The organism is Roseovarius bejariae, assembly GCF_009669325.1.
GTDB classification, from domain to species: domain Bacteria; phylum Pseudomonadota; class Alphaproteobacteria; order Rhodobacterales; family Rhodobacteraceae; genus Roseovarius; species Roseovarius bejariae.
In genome coordinates, this window is record NZ_SZWE01000001.1 from 1339043 (window position 1) to 1356778 (window position 17736).

A 17736-nucleotide genomic window follows, 5' to 3' on the forward strand; every position below is an offset into this window, starting at 1 on the left:
TCAAGGGAGAGAGCCATGCCAACCTATACCCCGCCCACCAAGGACATGCAGTTCGTGTTGCATGATGTCTTGAATGTCTCGGCTTCGGATATTCCGGGCTATGACGAGCTGGACCGTGACTTTACCAATGCGGTTCTGGAGGAAGCCGGGAAACTGTCGTCCGAAGTTCTGGCGCCGCTGAACCCGGTGGGCGACAAGCAGGGTTGCAGCCTTGAAAACGGTACCGTGCGGACGCCCGAGGGGTTCAAGGATGCCTTTGACCAGGTTCGTGACGGGGGGTGGACGGCCCTCGATTGCGACCCCGAGTATGGCGGTCAGGGCCTTCCCTATCTGGTGTCTACTGCCGTGGGCGAGATGTTCTCGGCCGCCAATATGGCCTTCAACATGTATCAGGGGCTGACGCATGGGGCATACAACGCCATTCACGCCCATGGCTCGGACGAACAGAAACAGAAATACCTGCCCAAGATGGTCACCTGCGAATGGGGCGGGACCATGAACCTGACCGAGCCGCATTGCGGCACCGATCTGGGCCTGATCCGTACCAAGGCCGAGCCGCAAGACGATGGCACCTACAAGGTCTCCGGTCAGAAAATCTGGATCTCGGCGGGTGAGCACGACATGTGCGACAACATCATCCACCTCGTGCTGGCCAAACTGCCCGATGCACCCGAGGGCGTGAAGGGGATTTCCCTGTTCATCGTGCCCAAGTTCATGGTGAACGACGACGGCAGTCTCGGGGATCGCAACGCCCTGTCTTGTGGCGGGCTTGAGGAAAAGATGGGTATCCACGGCAATGCCACCTGCGTGATGAACTATGACGGGGCCACCGGGTTCCTCGTCGGTGAGCCGCACAAGGGCATGCGCGCCATGTTCACCATGATGAACGAGGCGCGGCTTGGCGTGGGCCTTCAGGGTTATGCCCAAGGCGAGGTCGCCTATCAAAACGCGCTCGGCTTTGCGCTTGATCGTTTGCAGGGCCGCGACGTGACCGGCGTGCAAGCCCCCGACAAACCCGCCGATCCGATCATCGTGCACCCCGATGTGCGCCGCAACCTGATGGATCAAAAGGCATTTGTCGAAGGCGCACGGGCCTTTACCTTCTGGGGCGCGTCGATGATCGACGCTAGCCACCGGAAAGGCGATGAGGAGGCCGAACAGATGATCTCGCTTCTCACGCCGGTGATCAAAGGGTTCCTGACGGACAAGGGGTTCGAAACCACGGTTCTGGCGCAGCAAACGCTTGGCGGGTCGGGCTTTACCCAAGAATGGGGTCTGGAACAGTTCGTGCGCGATGCCCGGATTACCATGATCTACGAAGGCACCAACGGCATTCAGTCGCTCGACCTGGTTGGCCGGAAACTGGCGCAAAACGGCGGCAAGGCGATCATGGCCTTCTTCGACATGATGAAAGCCTACATCAAGGACAACGCGGGCGAGGACGAGGATTTCGACGCCCAATTCCTTGAGCCGCTCAAAGCCGCCAGCAAGGATTTGCAGGCCGCTGGCATGTACTTCATGCAAAACGGCATGAAGAATCCAAACAACGCGCTGTCGGGCTCCTATGACTTCATGCACCTCTTCGGGCATGTCTGCCTTGGGCTGATGTGGGCCAAGATGGCCAAGGCCGCCAAAGGCGCCCTTGACGGTGACGCCGGTGATGCCGCCTTCTTCGAGACGAAAATCGCAACCGGCCGCCACTACATGGCCCGCCATCTGCCGATGACCGCAACGCACCTCAAGCGGATCGAAACCGGGGCAGATACGGTCATGGCGCTTGCACCTGAACAGTTTGCAAGTTCCGCAGGCTAAACACAAAAGGGAGGACAGCCATGCCAAAACGCTTTCGCCTCACACGCCGCTTCAACGCCGCGATGACCGAGGATGGATACCGTCGCCTGCGCCGCTTTGCACAGGAGGCCGGTCTGGACGAGGGCGAGGCGCTGTCCTTCCTGTTCGAGAATTTCGACAGCGTGATCAATGAGGATACCTTCGGGCACCGCCTGCGTATCTTCAATTCCGAGCTGGAGGCGCGCAAACGCTGACACGGGAGGAGAGCCCAATGTCTGCATGGATGACGGACGAGCACCGGATGCTTGCCGAGATGACCGCCGATTTCATCGGCACCGAATGGGCGCCGCATTTCGAACGCTGGCGCAAGGCCGGTGAAATGGATCGTGATATCTGGCAACAGGCCGGAAAGCTGGGCCTGCTCTGCCCGTCGATCCCCGAGGAATACGGCGGAGCGGGCGGTGATTTCGGCCACGAGGCGGTGATCTGCATCGAGCAAAGCCGCGCCAATTTGGCCAGTTGGGGCAACCCGATCCATTCCGGAATCGTGGCCCACTATGTCTTGGCCTATGGCAGCGAAGAGCAAAAGCAACGCTGGCTGCCCAAGATGGCCTCGGGCGAGGTGGTTGGTGCCTTGGCAATGACAGAACCCGCCGCCGGGTCGGATGTGCAAGGGATCAAGACCAAGGCCGTCCGCGACGGCAATGCCTATCGCCTCTCGGGGCAAAAGACCTTCATCACCAATGGCCAGCACGCGGATTTGATCATCGTGGCCGCCAAGACAGACCCCAAAGAAGGGGCCAAGGGCACCTCGCTTGTGGTGGTCGAAACCGAGAACGCAAAAGGCTTTTCGCGCGGTCGCAACCTTGAAAAAATCGGCTGCCACGCGGCGGATACATCTGAGCTTTTCTTCGATAATGTTGAAGTTCCGCCCGAAAACATCCTTGGCGGTGACGAGGGCAAAGGTTTCTACCAGATGATGGAACAACTGCCGCAGGAACGCCTGATCATCGCTTGCGGCGCACAAGGGGCCATGGAAGGTGGCATTGCCCGAACGATTGACTATGCCAAGGAGCGGCAGGCCTTCGGTGGGCCGCTCACCCAATTCCAGAACACCCGCTTCAAGCTGGCCGAATGCCAAACGAAGGCCACGGTGGCTCGTGCCTTCCTAGACGAATGCATCGCCGAACACTTGCGCGGCGAACTGAGTGTCGAAAAGGCCGCCATGGCCAAGTACTGGATCACCGATACACAGGGCGAGGTGCTGGACGACTGCCTGCAATTGCATGGCGGCTATGGCTACATGGCCGAATATGACATCGCCGAGATGTGGACCGACGCGCGCGTGCAACGCATCTACGGCGGCACCAACGAGATCATGAAAGAACTGATCGCGAGGGCGCTATGACATGTCCCGATGTGCACCTGGCCAAGGTCGAACCGGGGGTTTCACACCCCCGGACCCCCGTGGAGTATTTTGAGAAAGATGAAGGGGAACGGTCCACCCTGTCCGACGCGCGGGCCTACTGGCATCAGACGCCGGATCAGGGCTTCACCTTTCACGGCCATCGGCTCTCCAGCCTGTACCGCGCCTATGATGAAACACGAAACCCGTTAAGGAAAAGTGAAGGTCCATTCGCTTCATCTTTCCCAAAATACACACATCCAACACCCGCCAAGATCGCGGCATTGGGAGGAAAAGCATGACGATCAAACTCTATTGCATGGGCGAGTCGGGCAATGCCTACAAGGCGGCACTTGCGCTTGAACTCGGCGGACTCGATTGGGAGCCGGTTTTCGTTGACTTCTTCGGCGGCGAGACCCGCTCGGAAGAGTTCCGCAAGATCAACGTCATGGGCGAAGTGCCCGTGATGGTCGATGGCGAGGAGACCTTCACGCAATCGGGTGTCATGCAGATGTATGTCACCGAGATGACCGGCAAGTTCGGCGGCGAGACACCCGCCGAACAGCGCGAAGTCATGCGTTGGATGCTCTGGGACAACCACAAGCTCAGTTCGCAGGCGGGCATGACCCGTTTCCTGATGAACTTCCTGCCCGAGGAAAAACGCCCCGCCGAGGTGATCGGCTTCATGCAAGGCCGCCTCAAGGCCGCCTACAAGACACTGGACGCGCATCTTGAGGGCCGCGACTGGATCGTCGGCAATGCCATCACCAATGCCGATATCGCCTGCTGCGGATACCTGTTTTACCCCGAACCCTTCGGTTTCGACCGCAAGGATTGGCCAAACATCGACCGGTGGCTTTCGAACATCGAAGCGACACCGGGTTGGAAACACCCCTATGACCTGATGCCCGGCTCCCCCGCGGACCGGGCCTGACCCAAGGAGATCATGATGACCGACGCCTATATCTATGACGCCGTCCGCACGCCGCGCGGCAAGGGCCGCAAGGACGGCGCGCTGCACGAGGTCACCGCCGTTCGGCTGTCGACCCAAGTGCTCAATGCCCTGAAAGACCGTAACGGCCTAGACGGCCACGCTGTCGAGGACGTGATCTGGGGTAATGTCACACAGGTGATGGAGCAAGGTGGCTGTCTTGCGCGGACTGCCGTTCTGGCCTCGGATCTCGACGAGTCGATCCCCGGCCTGGCAATCAACCGTTTCTGCGCCTCGGGCATGGAGGCGGTGAACCTTGCCGCCAACCAGGTCATGGGCGGCGCCGGAGAGGCCTATATCGCCGGAGGTGTCGAGATGATGGGCCGTGTGGCCATGGGCAGCGACGGTGCGGCGATTGCCGTGGACCCCAGCGTTGCCATGGACACCTATTTCGTGCCGCAAGGTATTTCGGCCGATATCATCGCCACCGAATACGGCTTCAGCCGCGATGACGCCGACGCGCTTGCCGTGGAAAGTCAGAAGCGCGCGGCGGCGGCTTGGGAGGCCAAGCGGTTCGCCAAGTCGATTATCGAGGTGAAGGATCAAAACGGTCTGACCATTCTGGACCACGATGAATACATGCGCCCGGGCACCGACATGCAGGCGCTTGGCAGCCTCAACGCCAGTTTCCAGCAAATGGGCGAGGTGATGCCGGGTTTCGATGCCGTTGCAAAGTTGAAATACCCGCATTTGGAAAAGATCAACCACATCCACCATGCCGGGAATTCCTCGGGCATCGTGGATGGCTCGGCCGGGGTTTTGGTCGGCAGCAAGGCATTCGGCGAGAAATGGGGCCTCACGCCCCGCGCCCGCATTCGCCAGACCACCAAGATCGGTACCGACCCGACGATCATGCTGACCGGGCCGGTCCCCGCCACGCAAAAAGCCCTGAACGACAGCGGGATGGCGATCTCGGACATCGACCTGTTCGAGGTGAACGAGGCCTTTGCCAGCGTCGTGCTACGCTTCCAGCAGGCCTTCGATGTCGACCCCGACCTTGTGAACGTCAATGGCGGCTCGATCGCCATGGGCCACCCGTTGGGGGCCACCGGCGCGATCATCATCGGCACGTTGTTGGATGAGCTTGAGCGCACCGACAAAGAGGTCGGCCTTGCCACGCTCTGCATCGCATCCGGCATGGGTGCCGCCACGATCATCGAGCGCGTGTAAGACAGCGCCAACAGGAGATTGAGACATGACTGATTTCACCATGGAAAAAGGCGCCGATGGCGTCGCCGTCATCACCTGGGATGTGCCGGGCAAGTCGATGAACGTGATGTCGATGGAGGCATGGCCGGTTCTGGAGGGCCTTGTCGATGACGCGCTGGCCGATGATGCGGTCAAGGGGATCGTAATCACCAGTGGAAAGGAAGGATCCTTTGCCGGTGGGATGGACCTGAACGTTATCGCCAAGATGAAGGAAATGGCCGGTGACAACCCGGCACAGGGCCTGATGGACGGCCTGATGAACATGCACTCCATCCTGCGCAAGATCGAACGCGGCGGCATGGACGACAAGAACAAGGGCGGCAAACCGATTGCCGCCGCCCTGCCCGGGACAGCGCTTGGTATCGGGCTTGAAATCCCTCTGGCCTGCCATCGGATTTTTGCCGCCGACAACCCAAAGGCCAAGATCGGCCTGCCCGAGATCATGGTCGGCATCTTCCCCGGCGCGGGAGGCACGACGCGACTGGTGCGCAAACTGGGGGCAATGGGGGCCTCGCCGCTGCTTTTGGAAGGGAAGTTGAACGACCCGAAAAAGGCGAAATCCGCAGGTGTCGTGGATGAGGTCGTCCCCGCCGACGAGCTGCTCGCCAAGGCCAAGGAATGGGTCTTGTCAGAGCCTTCATTCGTCAAACCGTGGGACGAAAAGGGCTACAAGATGCCCGGCGGCGCGCCGTATCACCCCGCTGGCTTCATGACCTTCGTGGGGGCCTCGGCCATGGTCAACGGCAAGACCCAAGGGGCTTTCCCGGCGGCCAAGGCCCTGCTTTCGGCGGTCTACGAGGGTGCGCTCGTACCTTTCGATACCGCCCTCAAGATCGAGGCCCGTTGGTTTACCAATGTTCTGATGAACCCCTCGTCCTCGGCCATGATCCGCAGCCTCTTCATCAACAAGGAAGCGCTTGAGAAAGGCGCAAACCGCCCCGACGTGCCGGACGAAACCGTCAAGAAGGTTGGCGTGATGGGCGCGGGCATGATGGGTGCCGGTATCGCGCTTGTCTCGGCCATGGCGGGAATGGAAGTGGTTCTGATCGACCAGAAGCAGGAAGCGGCCGACAAGGGCAAATCCTATACCGCCGATTATATGGACAAGGGCATCAAGCGCGGCAAGGCGACCGAAGAGAAGAAAGAGAAGACCCTTGGCCTGATCACGGCCACCACCGATTATGCTGCGCTTGAAGGCTGTGATCTGGTGATCGAAGCGGTGTTCGAAGACCCGAAGGTGAAGGCCGAGGTGACCAAGAAGGTGCTGGACGTCGTTGGCGATAATTGCATCTTTGCCACCAACACCTCGACTTTGCCGATCACCGAACTGGCCAAGGCCTCTGACAAGCCCGAGCAGTTCATCGGCATCCACTTCTTTTCACCCGTTGAAAAGATGATGCTGGTGGAAATCATCAAGGGTAAGGAAACCGGCCCCCGCGCCGTCGCCAAGGCGCTGGACTACGTCCGCCAAATCAAGAAAACCCCGATCGCGGTAAACGATGCGCGTTTCTTCTACTGCAACCGTTGCATCATCCCCTACATCAACGAAGGCATCCGCATGGTGGCCGAAGGCGTAGCGCCCGCGTTGATCGACAATGCCGCGCGTCAACTGGGTTTCCCGGTGGGGCCGCTGCAACTCGTCGATGAAACCTCGATTGATCTTGGCGCCAAGATCGCCCGCGCCACCAAGGCCGCCATGGGCGATGATTATCCCGATGCCGCCGTGGACGAGGTGATCTTCTGGATGGAAGGCGAAGGACGCCTTGGCCGCAAGGCGAACGCCGGGTTCTTCGACTACGATGATAAGGGCAAGCGGCAAGGCTATTGGGAAGGCTTGGCCGAAAAATATCCGCAGGCCGAGGAACAGCCCGACCTGATCGAGGTGCAGCATCGCCTGATGTTCGCGCAGGTCTTGGAAGCCGTGCGCGCACTTGAGGAAGGTGTTCTTGAAGATATCCGCGAAGGTGACGTGGGCGCGATCCTGGCTTGGGGCTTTGCCCCGTGGTCGGGGGGGCCGTTCAGCTGGCTGGACATCATCGGCACGCCCTATGCCGCCGAACGCTGTGATCAACTGACCGAGGCATATGGCGCGCGGTTCACCTGCCCTGACCTTCTGCGCGAGATGGCCGCGAAAACCCAGAGTTTTTACGGTCGGTTCGGGAATGAAGCGCAGGCCGCCTGAACAAGGCACAACTTGATACAAGAAAGCGCCCCGGTTCGGGGCGCTTTTTCTTTTGGCAAGGCAAGGTCAGTCGTTCAAACTCTCCAAAAGCCGCTTTGCCGCCACGGTCGGTGTGATCGCCCCTTCGGCCACGGCATCGGCAGCGTCACCCATGGCCTGTTGTGCCTCGGGGGTGCGCAGGCGGGCCAATAGCCGCTGTTTGACCTCTTCTTCGAACCAATATCGTGCCTGAGCCGCGCGGCGGCCATCGAAATGCCCTGTCTCACGCCGCCATTCGACAAGCGATGTCATCTCCTCCCACGCGGTCCGCAACCCCTCTTCCTCAAGCGCCGAGACCATCATTGCCTTGGGGAAACCTTCGGGGTCCTGTGGGCGCTTGCGCAGCAACCGCAGGGCACCGGAATAATCCGAACAGGTCCGCGTTGCCGCTGGTTTCAAATCGCCATCGGCCTTGTTGATCAGGATGATATCGGCCATCTCCATGATGCCGCGCTTGACGCCCTGCAACTCGTCCCCACCCGCGGGCGCGAGAAGCAGAACGAAGAGGTCCGACATCTCGGCCACGACGGTCTCCGATTGGCCGACCCCCACGGTTTCGATCAAGACCACGTCGAACCCCGCCGCTTCGCAGACGGCCACGGCCTCACGCGTGCGTCGGGCCACACCGCCAAGGTGCGATTGGCTGGGCGACGGTCGGATAAAGGCGTTCGGGTCGCGGCTCAGGCGTTCCATACGCGTCTTGTCGCCAAGGATCGACCCTCCCGAGCGCGCCGAACTGGGATCAACGGCCAGAACCGCCACACGCAAGCCCTGCCCCGTCAACATGGTGCCGAAACTCTCGATGAAGGTGGATTTTCCCACCCCCGGCGTGCCCGACAGGCCCACGCGGATCGCCTGCCGGTTCGTGTCCTTGAGCAGTTCCAAAAGCTCGGTCGCCTGCTCCCGGTGATCCGCGCGCGCGCTTTCGATCAGGGTAATCGCGCGGGACAGGGCGCGCCGATCCCCCTTGATTATTTTCTCGCTGAGCTGTGCAATGTCCATGGAAGAGGCCCGATGTTCGAATGGTCCCTTCCCTATGCCTTGTGTGGCTGGCGAATGTCCAGACCAGCGCTGTTTCGGAGTGCGCGCCATGCGAAAGTTGCTTTGTCTTGCCCTTGTCCTGTTTGGAGTTCCACTGGCCGCCGAGGAGAGAACCGCCATTCTCTATGATGTCCATTTGATCGGCGCCAAGATCGGCGAAATCACGATTGTAGGGCAACAAGCGAATGGCCAATACGTCGCGCGATCACAGTTCAAGACCACCGGCATTGTCAGCGCTCTGAAACAAATGCACGGGGATGTTTCAGTCAATGGGCGGGTGTCAGCCGATGACCATACACCCGGGCACTATTCAGAGACCATCAATGACGGTCGGCGCTTTACCGACGTAAAGGTCCGCTTCGGCGGTAGCGAACCCAGGCTATTGTCCGGTGACCCGGACAGCAGCGCGCCCCCTGCGGATACCAGCACATTGCGCAATGCGCTTGATCCGCTCACCGCCCTCTACCTGATCCTGCGTGACCAACCCCAAGATGGCCTGTGCCGGTTCAAACGGGATATTTACGACGGTCACAGACACGCGCGACTGCTGCTTGGCAGCCCGCGCAAGGGCAAACAGCGCGTGACATGCTCCGGCGAGTATCGCCGACTTGAAGGCTATTCCAAGTCCGAGAAGAAAGAGCGCAACATCCCCTTCACAGTGTTGTATACGCAGGACGCCGAAGCCATGTCGGCGACCCGGATCGACATCAAGACCAAGTACGGCAAAGCGATTTTGCTACGTCGCTAAAGCGCGGGCACTATGGAAAAGTCCGCTCGCATGAAGGATAAGGCGGGCATGACCACATGCCTGCCCATCCATGATGCGATCGCCCCCCTTCTGGACGCCCTCAAAAGCCGCGGGCGTGCCGTCCTGCAGGCCCCCCCGGGCGCGGGTAAGACCACCGTGGTCCCCTTGGAAATCCTGTCCGCGAAATTAACCAGGGGCCGTATCCTCATGTTGGAGCCCCGCAGGCTGGCCGCGCGGGCCGCCGCCGAGCGAATGGCACAAACTCTTGGCGAGACACCGGGCAAGACCGTGGGGTACCGGGTGCGGGGCGAGGCCAAGGTTTCGAAATCCACCCGTATCGAGGTGGTGACCGAAGGTATCCTGACGCGCATGTTGCAATCCGACCCCGAGCTATCGGGCATCGGCGCGGTGATCTTCGACGAGTTTCACGAACGCTCCCTCAATGCCGATCTGGGTCTGGCCCTATGCCTTGAGGTCGCCGGCGCCCTGCGCGATGACCTGATCCTGCTGGCCATGTCGGCAACGCTGGATGCCGCCCCGGTCGCGGCCCTGATGGGCGATGCCCCCGTGATCACCTCGCAGGGGCGCAGTTATCCCGTCGAAACCCGCTGGCTTGATCGCCCCGTCCCCAAGCAACGCCGGTATGAGGAGGCCGTGGCGGATCTGGTCCTAAAGGCCATCCCGGAAACCGAAGGTGGCGTTCTGGTCTTCCTGCCTGGAGAGGGCGAAATCCGCCGGGTCGAAGGCCTGTTGCAAGGTCGTTTGCCTCCCGATTGCCACTTGCGGCCGCTCTTCGGGGCCATGGAGTTTGCCAAGCAGCGCGCGGCCATTGCCCCCAGCGACAGTGGGCGCAAGATCGTTTTGGCGACATCCATTGCCGAGACCTCTTTGACAATCCAGGACATTCGCGTTGTCGTTGACGGAGGCCGGGCGCGCCGGGCACGTTTCGATCCGGGATCGGGCATGTCGCGCCTTGTGACCGAAAAGGTCACCCGCGCCGAGGCCACACAGCGCGCGGGCCGGGCCGGGCGCGTGGCTGAAGGAACCTGCTTTCGCTTATGGACCAAGGGCGAGGAAGGCGTGCTTCTGGCCTATCCACCCGCCGAGATCGAGGCCGCTGACCTGGCTGGTCTTTCGCTTGAACTGGCGCTTTGGGGGGCCGCGCCCGATGATCTGGCTTTTCTCACCCCGCCCAACCCCGGCGCCTATGCCGAAGCGCAAGCCCTGTTGCGGATGCTTGGCGCGCTTGACGATCAAAACCGGATTACCGGGCACGGCAAAACGCTGGCTGCCCTTCCACTGCATCCACGACTGGCGCATATGCTGGCCGTGGCGGGGCCCGAGGCCGCGCCGTTGGCGTCCCTGATGGCGGATCGTGACCCCCTGTCACGCGGGGCCCCTGTGGATTTGTCGCTACGCCTGTCCGCCTTGCGCGACCCACGTGCCTATGCAGACAGGCACCCCTGGCCCGCGAACCGGGGAGCGATCGAACGTATCCGCGCCGAGGCAAAACGCCTGCGTGCACAGGCGAAGAAGGCGGATACCAAAGGGTTGAGCGATGCCAGCATGGCCGCGCTTGCCTATCCCGACCGCGTCGGCCTCAGACGCAAGGGATCAGACCCGCGTTTCATCCTGTCCGGTGGCAAGGGCGCGATCCTGCCGCAGGAGGACGATCTGGCCGCCGCGCGCCTGATCGTCGCCACAGACCTTGATGGCAACCCGCGCGAGGCTCGTATCAGGCAGGCGGTGCAAATCTCAGAAGCCGAAGTGCGTGACCTCTTCGGCGGTCAAATCGAATGGACCGAGCGCTGCGCATGGGACAAGCGCGACCGTCGTGTCGTCGCCCGACGTCAAGAATGTTTCGGGCAGGTCATTCTGGATGACCGTGTCTGGAAAGACGCCCCCCAAGACCAGATCGCCCTCGCCATGCTGGAGGGGGTGCGTGATCTTGGCCTGAACTGGTCGGATGCCGCCCGCCGCTTCGTGGCCCGGGTCGAGTTGGTTCGGGACGGCGACGATACCCTCCCTGACATGCGCGAGGCGGCCTTGCTTGATGGCTTGGAGGATTGGCTTTTGCCGCATCTGGCCGGGGTGAAAACCGCGCAGGATTGGAAGAGTTTCGACATGCTGGAGGCCCTGCGGGCCCGCCTGACCTGGGATCAGATGCAAAGGGTGGATGCCGCCGCACCCGCCCATTTCACGACCCCCTTGGGCCGCAAAATTCCGATCGACTATGGGGGAGAGACACCCGAAATATCGCTGCGTCTGCAAGAGATGTTCGGCCAAACATCTCATCCCATGGTTGGTCGGGCACCATTACGGGTGACGCTGCTTTCCCCCGCCGGGCGGCCCGTACAGACGACCATGGATATTCCCGGATTCTGGGCCAATTCCTACGCTGACGTGCGCAAGGACATGCGCGGGCGTTACCCCAAGCACCCATGGCCGGAAGACCCGACCGAGGCCGACCCGACGCTTCGGGCCAAGCCACGCAAGGGGCGGTAATTTGCATTTCCCAAGTTCTCCCATATATTGTTTGCATAACAGATAATTAACTCTGAGCAGGCTAAAGCACTTCGCATGACTGAAGGTATCAAAAGAGCATGGACCGAAATGGTCCAACCATTGCTGCGACGTCCGCCTGAATGTCAGGTTGCGGCGCTTTGTGTCCGTGACGGGCAGTCCGGGCCGGAGGTTCTGGTCGTGACCAGCCGCGGTTCGGGTCGCTGGGTCATTCCCAAGGGCTGGCTGATGGAAGGAAAGACTGCCGCCGAGGCGGCGCAACTGGAAGCCTGGGAAGAGGCCGGTGTTAAATCGGCTGCCTGTGATGGTGAGCCGATTGGCCACTACTCCTATGACAAACGCCTTGATGATGGCTATGTCACGCCGGTCGAGGTGCAGGTTTACCGGATGACGGTGACCGAAACCGCCGACATCTTTCCCGAAGCGCGGGAGCGTAACCGCCGGTGGATTTCCCCCTCGAAGGCCGCGGAACTGGTTGACGAGCCCAGCCTTCAGGCAATTTTTCGGCAGATGTAACAGTTATGTAACGGTTTCATGACGACCGTGCATTGCTAAAAACCACCAGACCAACTAGCGGTGTGAGCCACAACGTATCGCGATATTTGTGCATTGCATTTATCGCGTAACGCTTTGGACGTGCTAGACGGGAGGGTGGCGCCGTGGCCGAGACGCCGGAAACGAACCAGTGGAAGACGCTGGACAAGGACCTCAACCGCATTTCACAAGTCGAATACGCGACATCCTATGTCTCGCGACCGCTGGTTGGCATGGGGCTGGCGCTATTCTTCATGGTCATCGCGGGCATCGGGGCCGCACTGTTCTTCGGTACCTACCCCAGCAATATGGTCGTCGTCGCGGCGGCCGTTTTTGGCGCGTACATGGCGCTGAACATCGGGGCCAACGATGTGGCGAACAACATGGGGCCTGCGGTGGGGGCAAATGCCCTGACGATGGGCGGTGCCATCCTGATCGCCGCCATCTGCGAATCCGCCGGCGCGCTTTTGGCCGGTGGTGATGTTGTCTCAACCATTTCCAAGGGGATCATCGACCCCGACAGCGTAGCCGAGGCGCGGGTATTTATCGGCGCCATGATGGCCGCCCTGATCTCGGCGGCGCTATGGGTCAACCTTGCAACGAAGATCGGTGCGCCGGTCTCGACCACCCACTCGGTCGTGGGCGGTGTGATGGGCGCGGGGATCGCCGCCGCCGGGTTCACCGCAGTCAGTTGGCCCACCATGGGCAAGATCGCGGCCAGCTGGGTGATTTCGCCCGTTCTGGGTGGTCTGATCGCGGCCCTTTTCCTTGCCCTCATAAAATCCCGCATCATTTATCGTGAGGACAAGATCGCCGCGGCGCGCACCTGGGTACCGATCCTAGTGGGCATCATGGCCGGGGCCTTTGCATCTTATCTTGCCCTTAAAGGGTTGAAGCGGATCATCAAGATCGACCTGCAAACCGCCCTTCTGGTCGGACTGGTCCTCGGGATCGGTGTCTGGGCTCTGACGCGGCCCCTGATCCGGCGGCAATCGGAGGGAATGGAAAACCGCAACAAATCACTAAAGGCCCTGTTCGGCTTGCCACTTGTCTTCTCGGCGGCGCTCTTATCCTTTGCGCATGGGGCAAATGACGTGGCCAATGCGGTCGGCCCTCTGGCCGCTATCGTTCACGCCAGCGAATTCGGCGCAGCCGCCGGCAAGGTGGCCATCCCGATGTGGGTCATGGTGATCGGGGCGTTCGGCATTTCATTCGGCCTGTTCCTGTTCGGGCCCAAGCTTATTCGCATGGTCGGTAGCCAGATCACCAAGCTGAACCCGATGCGCGCCTATTGCGTGGCGCTTTCCGCCGCGATCACGGTGATCGTCGCCTCGTGGCTGGGCCTGCCGGTGAGTTCCACACATATCGCCGTGGGCGGGGTCTTTGGCGTGGGGTTCTTCCGCGAATGGCACATGGAGCGGAGATTGCGCAACGGCCGTCAGGCCGCCGGAAAACCCAAGGCGCTTCCGGCCGAGGAACGCCGCCGCCGCAAGCTTGTCCGGCGCAGCCACTTCATGACGATTGTCGCCGCATGGGTGATCACCGTTCCCGCTGCCGCGATCATGTCAGCCATCATATTCTACCTTGTGAACAGCGTGATTGCCTGAGGGCGCCGCTCAATCCCACCACGGGCCGTGATGCTTGCCCTCTTGCCCGAGGCGTTCAAAGCCGTGATAGCCGAAGAAATCCCGCTGTGCCTGAATGATATTGGCCGTGCCATGGCCTTGCCGCATGGTGTCGTACCACGCGAGTGCCGCTGAAAGCGCCGGCACGGCATGGCCCCCTTTCACCGCCCCTGACACGACCTCGCGCAGCGCGGGGATACTACTTGCAAGCAACTGGGCAAAACGCGGTGCAAGGATCAACTGCCCGGCGGGCAGCTCTCCCTGAAACGCTTCGGATATGTCATCAAGAAGCGCCGAGCGAATGATGCAGCCCGCGCGCCAAATCTCGGCGATCCGGGAGAAATCCAAGGGCCAGTCGTACTCCTGCGCCGCCGCATCCAGAATGCGAAACCCCTGCGCATAGGCAAGGATACGCGCCGCCAGAAAGGCATCGGCCAAGGTTTCCCGCGACAGGTCGAGCGCAAGACAGGTCCCGCCCAGAATTTCTTCGGCGGCTTGGCGGGTTGCCTTTTCCGATGACCAGCTTCGCGCACCGACGGCGGCCTCGATCGTGTTGGCCGCCTGCCCCATACGGACGGCCTCGACCACGGTCCAGCGTCCCGTGCCCTTCTGGCCGGCGGCGTCCTTGATCACGTCCACCATGGGGTGGCCTGTTTCCGGGTCGTCGTATTGCAGGGCCTTGCCCGTGATCTCCACAAGATAGGATCTGAGGGCGCCTTCGTTCCATTGCTCGAAAATCTTGCCAATCTCCGCAGGCGCAAGCGCCTTGCCATGGCGCATCAAGCCGTAAACCTCGGCGATCATCTGCATGTCGGCATATTCGATACCGTTATGCACTGTCTTGACGAAATGCCCGGCGCCATCCGGCCCAAGGTGATCGACACAGGGGTCACCCTCGAACCTAGCTGCGATCTCACGCAGGATCGGGCGCAATTGCTGCCAACTGTGCGCACTACCCCCGACCATCATCGAGGGGCCGAACCGTGCGCCTTTCTCACCGCCCGAGACCCCCATGCCGACGAAATGAATGTCGTGCTCGTTCAGAGTGGCGGCGCGGCGCCGGGTATCGTGGAAATTCGCGTTGCCGCCGTCGATGATCGTATCCCCCGGCGCCAACAAAGGCGTCACCGCCTCGATCATTGCATCCATTGGCGCGCCCGAGGGGATCATGAACAGGATGACTCGGGGCGTGACCAATCCTTGAACGAAATTTTCCAGCGTATCATGCGGATGGATCCGGGCACCAAGCACGCCCGCATCCTCGACAAAGGGGCCGATCCACTCGACCTCGCGGTTGGTCACCGCCACGTCAAACCCATGCTCGGCCATGTTCAACGCAAGCGCGCTGCCCATGGTGCCCAGCCCATAAACCCCGATTTGTGCGTTTGGCATATCCGTCCCTGTTAACGATCAGGGGTCCAGCCTACTGGAATGGCTTGCAGGTGCAAGCCATCCCATACCCATGGCTCAAACGCCCAAACACCACCGCATGATTGCCTTTTGCGCGTGCAGGCGGTTTTCGGCCTCGTCCCAGATCACCGAATGCTGACCATCCATCACGGCGCTTGTCGCCTCGTCTTCGCGATGCGCTGGCAGGCAGTGCATGAACAGGGCATCCGGTTTGGCTGCTGCCATCAGGTGCTCGTTTACCTGATAGGGGCGAAGCATGTTATGACGGCGCTCTTTGGTGGATTGGCTGTCATGCATACTGACCCAGGTATCGGTGACCACCAGATCGGCACCTTCGACGGCCTTCATCGGGTCGCGCTCAATCTGCACCGTGCTACCCTTGCTCCGCGCGAGACCGACGAATTCATCCTCGGGGTCAAGTTGCGCGGGGCCGGTGAAGGTCAGGTCGAACCCAAACTGCCCGGCGGCATGCAAGAACGAGGCGCAAACATTGTTTCCGTCCCCGGACCAGACCACCTTTTTCCCGGCAATCGGGCCGCGGTGCTCTTCGTAGGTCATGATGTCGGCCATGATCTGGCAGGGGTGCGTGCGGTCGGTCAGGCCGTTGATCACAGGCACATCGGCATATTCCGCCATTTCCAGAAGAACCGATTCATCAAAGGTTCGGATCATGATCAGGTCGACATACCGCGACAGGACCCGCGCGGTGTCGGCAATGGTCTCGCCATGGCCCAACTGCATATCCGCGCCGGATAAAACCATGGTCTGCCCGCCCATCTGCCGAACACCCACGTCAAAGGACACACGCGTCCGGGTCGAGGGCTTTTCGAAAATCAAAGCGACCATATGGCCATCCAGCGGCTTTTCGTCATCGAAGGTGCCGCGCGGACGGCCCTTGCGCGCATCCTTCATGGCGCGGGCATTGTCGATGATCTGCCGCAGATCGCTGGTTTCGGTCTTATGGATATCGAGGAAACTGGTCATCTGTTTGTCTTTCGGTTTCGGGCCCTGACAAGGTCAGGCCTTTTGCATCGCTTGTTCAACTTGGGTGGCCGCGGCGTCGAGTCGGCTCAGGGCCTCCTTGATGTCGTCGTCTGAGATATTGAGCGCGGGCAGGAGCCGCACCACATTATCCGCCGCAGGAACGGTGGTGACCTGCGCCTCATAGCCGGCGGCAACCACGTCGGTATTGGCGGCCTTGCATTTCAGGCCCAGCATCAGGCCCTGCCCCCGGACGGCTTCGAACACCTCCGGATGAGATGAAACAAGGCCCTCCAGCCCTTGGCGCAATTGCCCCGCCTTGCGGTTCACATCCTGAAGGAACGCCGGGTCGGCCACGATGTCCATCACCTTCGCACCCACGGCACAGGCAAGGGGATTGCCCCCGTAGGTGGAGCCATGGGTACCCGCCGTCATACCGCTTGCGGCCTCTTCACTGGCCAGAACCGCACCGAGGGGGAAGCCCCCGCCGATGCCCTTGGCAACCATCATGATGTCCGGCTCGATGCCGGCCCATTCATGTGCAAACAGCTTGCCCGTACGGCCCATGCCGCATTGCACCTCGTCAAGGATCAACAGGATGCCATGTTCGTCACACAGGTCGCGCAGGCCCTTGAGGCATTGATCGGGTAAAGGCCGGATGCCCCCCTCGCCCTGCACGGGCTCGATCAGGATGGCGGCCGTGGTCTCGTTGATCGCCGCATGCAGGCCATCGTGATCGCCCCATGCCACGTGTTTGAACCCCGGCAACAATGGGCCAAAGCCCTTGGTCATCTTCTCGGACCCGGCAGCGGCAATCGCCGCGTGGGAGCGGCCATGGAACGCCCCCTCGAAGGCAATGATGTCAATGCGCTCGGGCTGATCCTTCTCATAGAAATACTTGCGCGCCATCTTTACCGCCAACTCGCAGGACTCGGTCCCGGAGTTGGTGAAAAATACCGTATCGGCAAAGGTCGTATCGACCAGCTTATCGGCCAGGGCCTGTTGCTGCGGAATGTCATAGAGGTTCGAGGTATGCCACAGCTTGCCCGCCTGCTCGGTCAGCGCCTCCACAAGCGCGGGGTTCGCATGGCCAAGGGCATTCACCGCGATGCCGGCCCCGAGATCCAGAAATCGGCGCCCGTCGTCCTCGATCAGCCAGCTTCCCTCGCCTTTGACGAAGGTCAAAGGCGCACGGTTATAGGTCGGAAGGACAGACGGGATCATGGATGTATCCTTTATACAAGAAGCCCTGTGAGT

Annotated in this window: 15 protein-coding genes; 11 read left to right on the top strand and 4 right to left on the bottom strand. The window is 61.1% G+C overall.

The genetic code is table 11. The annotated features are described in order from the left end of the window. Window positions 1–15 precede the first annotated feature (15 nt). From FDP25_RS06425 to FDP25_RS06455, 7 genes are read left to right on the top strand one after another with little or no spacing between them, the layout of a single operon-like run. The gene (locus tag FDP25_RS06425) at window positions 16–1812 is read left to right on the top strand and encodes an acyl-CoA dehydrogenase C-terminal domain-containing protein (RefSeq protein ID WP_154150024.1); all 1797 of its coding nucleotides are present in this window, start codon (window positions 16–18) and stop codon (window positions 1810–1812) included. Between the two features lie 20 nt (window positions 1813–1832). Next, a complete protein-coding gene (locus FDP25_RS06430; protein ID WP_154150026.1) occupies window positions 1833–2045 on the top strand; it encodes a hypothetical protein in 213 nt (70 codons plus the stop codon). A gap of 17 nt (window positions 2046–2062) precedes the next feature. Beyond that, on the top strand, window positions 2063–3199 hold the full coding sequence (locus tag FDP25_RS06435; protein ID WP_154150028.1) for an acyl-CoA dehydrogenase family protein: 1137 nt from the start codon (window positions 2063–2065) through the stop codon (window positions 3197–3199). Between the two features lie 59 nt (window positions 3200–3258). Beyond that, on the top strand, window positions 3259–3498 hold the full coding sequence (locus FDP25_RS06440; protein ID WP_154150030.1) for a hypothetical protein: 240 nt from the start codon (window positions 3259–3261) through the stop codon (window positions 3496–3498). Next, entirely contained in the window at window positions 3495–4130 is a 636-nt protein-coding gene (locus FDP25_RS06445; RefSeq protein WP_154150032.1) for a glutathione S-transferase family protein, read from the top strand. The genes FDP25_RS06440 and FDP25_RS06445 overlap by 4 nt, the downstream gene beginning before the upstream one ends. 15 nt (window positions 4131–4145) lie before the next feature. Further along, window positions 4146–5357 (top strand): acetyl-CoA C-acetyltransferase, encoded by a 1212-nt coding sequence (locus tag FDP25_RS06450; RefSeq protein WP_154150034.1) that lies wholly within the window; start codon window positions 4146–4148, stop codon window positions 5355–5357. 25 nt (window positions 5358–5382) lie between these two features. After that, window positions 5383–7578: a 3-hydroxyacyl-CoA dehydrogenase NAD-binding domain-containing protein gene (locus FDP25_RS06455; RefSeq protein WP_154150036.1), complete on the top strand. Its 2196-nt coding sequence runs from the start codon at window positions 5383–5385 to the stop codon at window positions 7576–7578. A 66-nt stretch (window positions 7579–7644) separates the two neighbouring features. On the opposite strand, the gene meaB is transcribed toward FDP25_RS06455, so the two are convergent. Then, window positions 7645–8619: a methylmalonyl Co-A mutase-associated GTPase MeaB gene (gene meaB / locus FDP25_RS06460; RefSeq protein WP_154150038.1), complete on the bottom strand. Its 975-nt coding sequence runs from the start codon at window positions 8617–8619 to the stop codon at window positions 7645–7647. A gap of 88 nt (window positions 8620–8707) precedes the next feature. Here meaB and FDP25_RS06465 point away from each other — a divergent pair, with 88 nt between their 5' ends. The 4 genes from FDP25_RS06465 (at window position 8708) to FDP25_RS06480 (ending at window position 14070) form a co-directional block, all read left to right on the top strand. Next, window positions 8708–9406, top strand: a complete 699-nt coding sequence (locus FDP25_RS06465) for a DUF3108 domain-containing protein (RefSeq protein ID WP_172982762.1) — start codon at window positions 8708–8710, stop codon at window positions 9404–9406. Window positions 9407–9436: 30 nt separating this feature from the next. Beyond that, on the top strand, window positions 9437–11911 hold the full coding sequence (hrpB, locus tag FDP25_RS06470) for an ATP-dependent helicase HrpB (protein ID WP_246175783.1): 2475 nt from the start codon (window positions 9437–9439) through the stop codon (window positions 11909–11911). 75 nt (window positions 11912–11986) lie between these two features. Further along, window positions 11987–12445, top strand: coding sequence for an NUDIX hydrolase (locus FDP25_RS06475; protein WP_154150044.1), 459 nt, complete (start codon window positions 11987–11989; stop codon window positions 12443–12445). Window positions 12446–12588: 143 nt separating this feature from the next. Further along, on the top strand, window positions 12589–14070 hold the full coding sequence (locus FDP25_RS06480) for an inorganic phosphate transporter (protein ID WP_343031974.1): 1482 nt from the start codon (window positions 12589–12591) through the stop codon (window positions 14068–14070). A gap of 9 nt (window positions 14071–14079) precedes the next feature. Here FDP25_RS06480 and gndA read toward each other — a convergent pair whose 3' ends face one another. From gndA to FDP25_RS06495, 3 genes are all read right to left on the bottom strand, one after another. Continuing rightward, window positions 14080–15480: an NADP-dependent phosphogluconate dehydrogenase gene (gndA, locus tag FDP25_RS06485; protein ID WP_154150046.1), complete on the bottom strand. Its 1401-nt coding sequence runs from the start codon at window positions 15478–15480 to the stop codon at window positions 14080–14082. Window positions 15481–15555: 75 nt separating this feature from the next. Beyond that, complete coding sequence (gene argF / locus FDP25_RS06490) at window positions 15556–16482, bottom strand: ornithine carbamoyltransferase (RefSeq protein WP_154150048.1); 927 nt, start codon at window positions 16480–16482, stop codon at window positions 15556–15558. Between the two features lie 33 nt (window positions 16483–16515). Further along, a complete protein-coding gene (locus FDP25_RS06495) occupies window positions 16516–17703 on the bottom strand; it encodes an aspartate aminotransferase family protein (RefSeq protein WP_154150050.1) in 1188 nt (395 codons plus the stop codon). Window positions 17704–17736 lie beyond the last annotated feature (33 nt).

Bases quoted from the DNA above. Each gene is read 5' to 3' on its own strand.
- meaB (WP_154150038.1), bottom strand. From the start codon at position 8,619: ATGGACATTGCACAGCTCAGCGAGAAAATAATCAAGGGGGATCGGCGC.
- FDP25_RS06450 (WP_154150034.1), top strand. From the start codon at position 4,146: ATGACCGACGCCTATATCTATGACGCCGTCCGCACGCCGCGCGGCAAG.
- hrpB (WP_246175783.1), top strand. From the start codon at position 9,437: ATGAAGGATAAGGCGGGCATGACCACATGCCTGCCCATCCATGATGCG.
- argF (WP_154150048.1), bottom strand. From the start codon at position 16,482: ATGACCAGTTTCCTCGATATCCATAAGACCGAAACCAGCGATCTGCGG.
- FDP25_RS06475 (WP_154150044.1), top strand. From the start codon at position 11,987: ATGACTGAAGGTATCAAAAGAGCATGGACCGAAATGGTCCAACCATTG.
- FDP25_RS06445 (WP_154150032.1), top strand. From the start codon at position 3,495: ATGACGATCAAACTCTATTGCATGGGCGAGTCGGGCAATGCCTACAAG.
- FDP25_RS06465 (WP_172982762.1), top strand. From the start codon at position 8,708: ATGCGAAAGTTGCTTTGTCTTGCCCTTGTCCTGTTTGGAGTTCCACTG.
- FDP25_RS06435 (WP_154150028.1), top strand. From the start codon at position 2,063: ATGTCTGCATGGATGACGGACGAGCACCGGATGCTTGCCGAGATGACC.
- FDP25_RS06425 (WP_154150024.1), top strand. From the start codon at position 16: ATGCCAACCTATACCCCGCCCACCAAGGACATGCAGTTCGTGTTGCAT.
- FDP25_RS06455 (WP_154150036.1), top strand. From the start codon at position 5,383: ATGACTGATTTCACCATGGAAAAAGGCGCCGATGGCGTCGCCGTCATC.
- FDP25_RS06495 (WP_154150050.1), bottom strand. From the start codon at position 17,703: ATGATCCCGTCTGTCCTTCCGACCTATAACCGTGCGCCTTTGACCTTC.
- FDP25_RS06430 (WP_154150026.1), top strand. From the start codon at position 1,833: ATGCCAAAACGCTTTCGCCTCACACGCCGCTTCAACGCCGCGATGACC.
- gndA (WP_154150046.1), bottom strand. From the start codon at position 15,480: ATGCCAAACGCACAAATCGGGGTTTATGGGCTGGGCACCATGGGCAGC.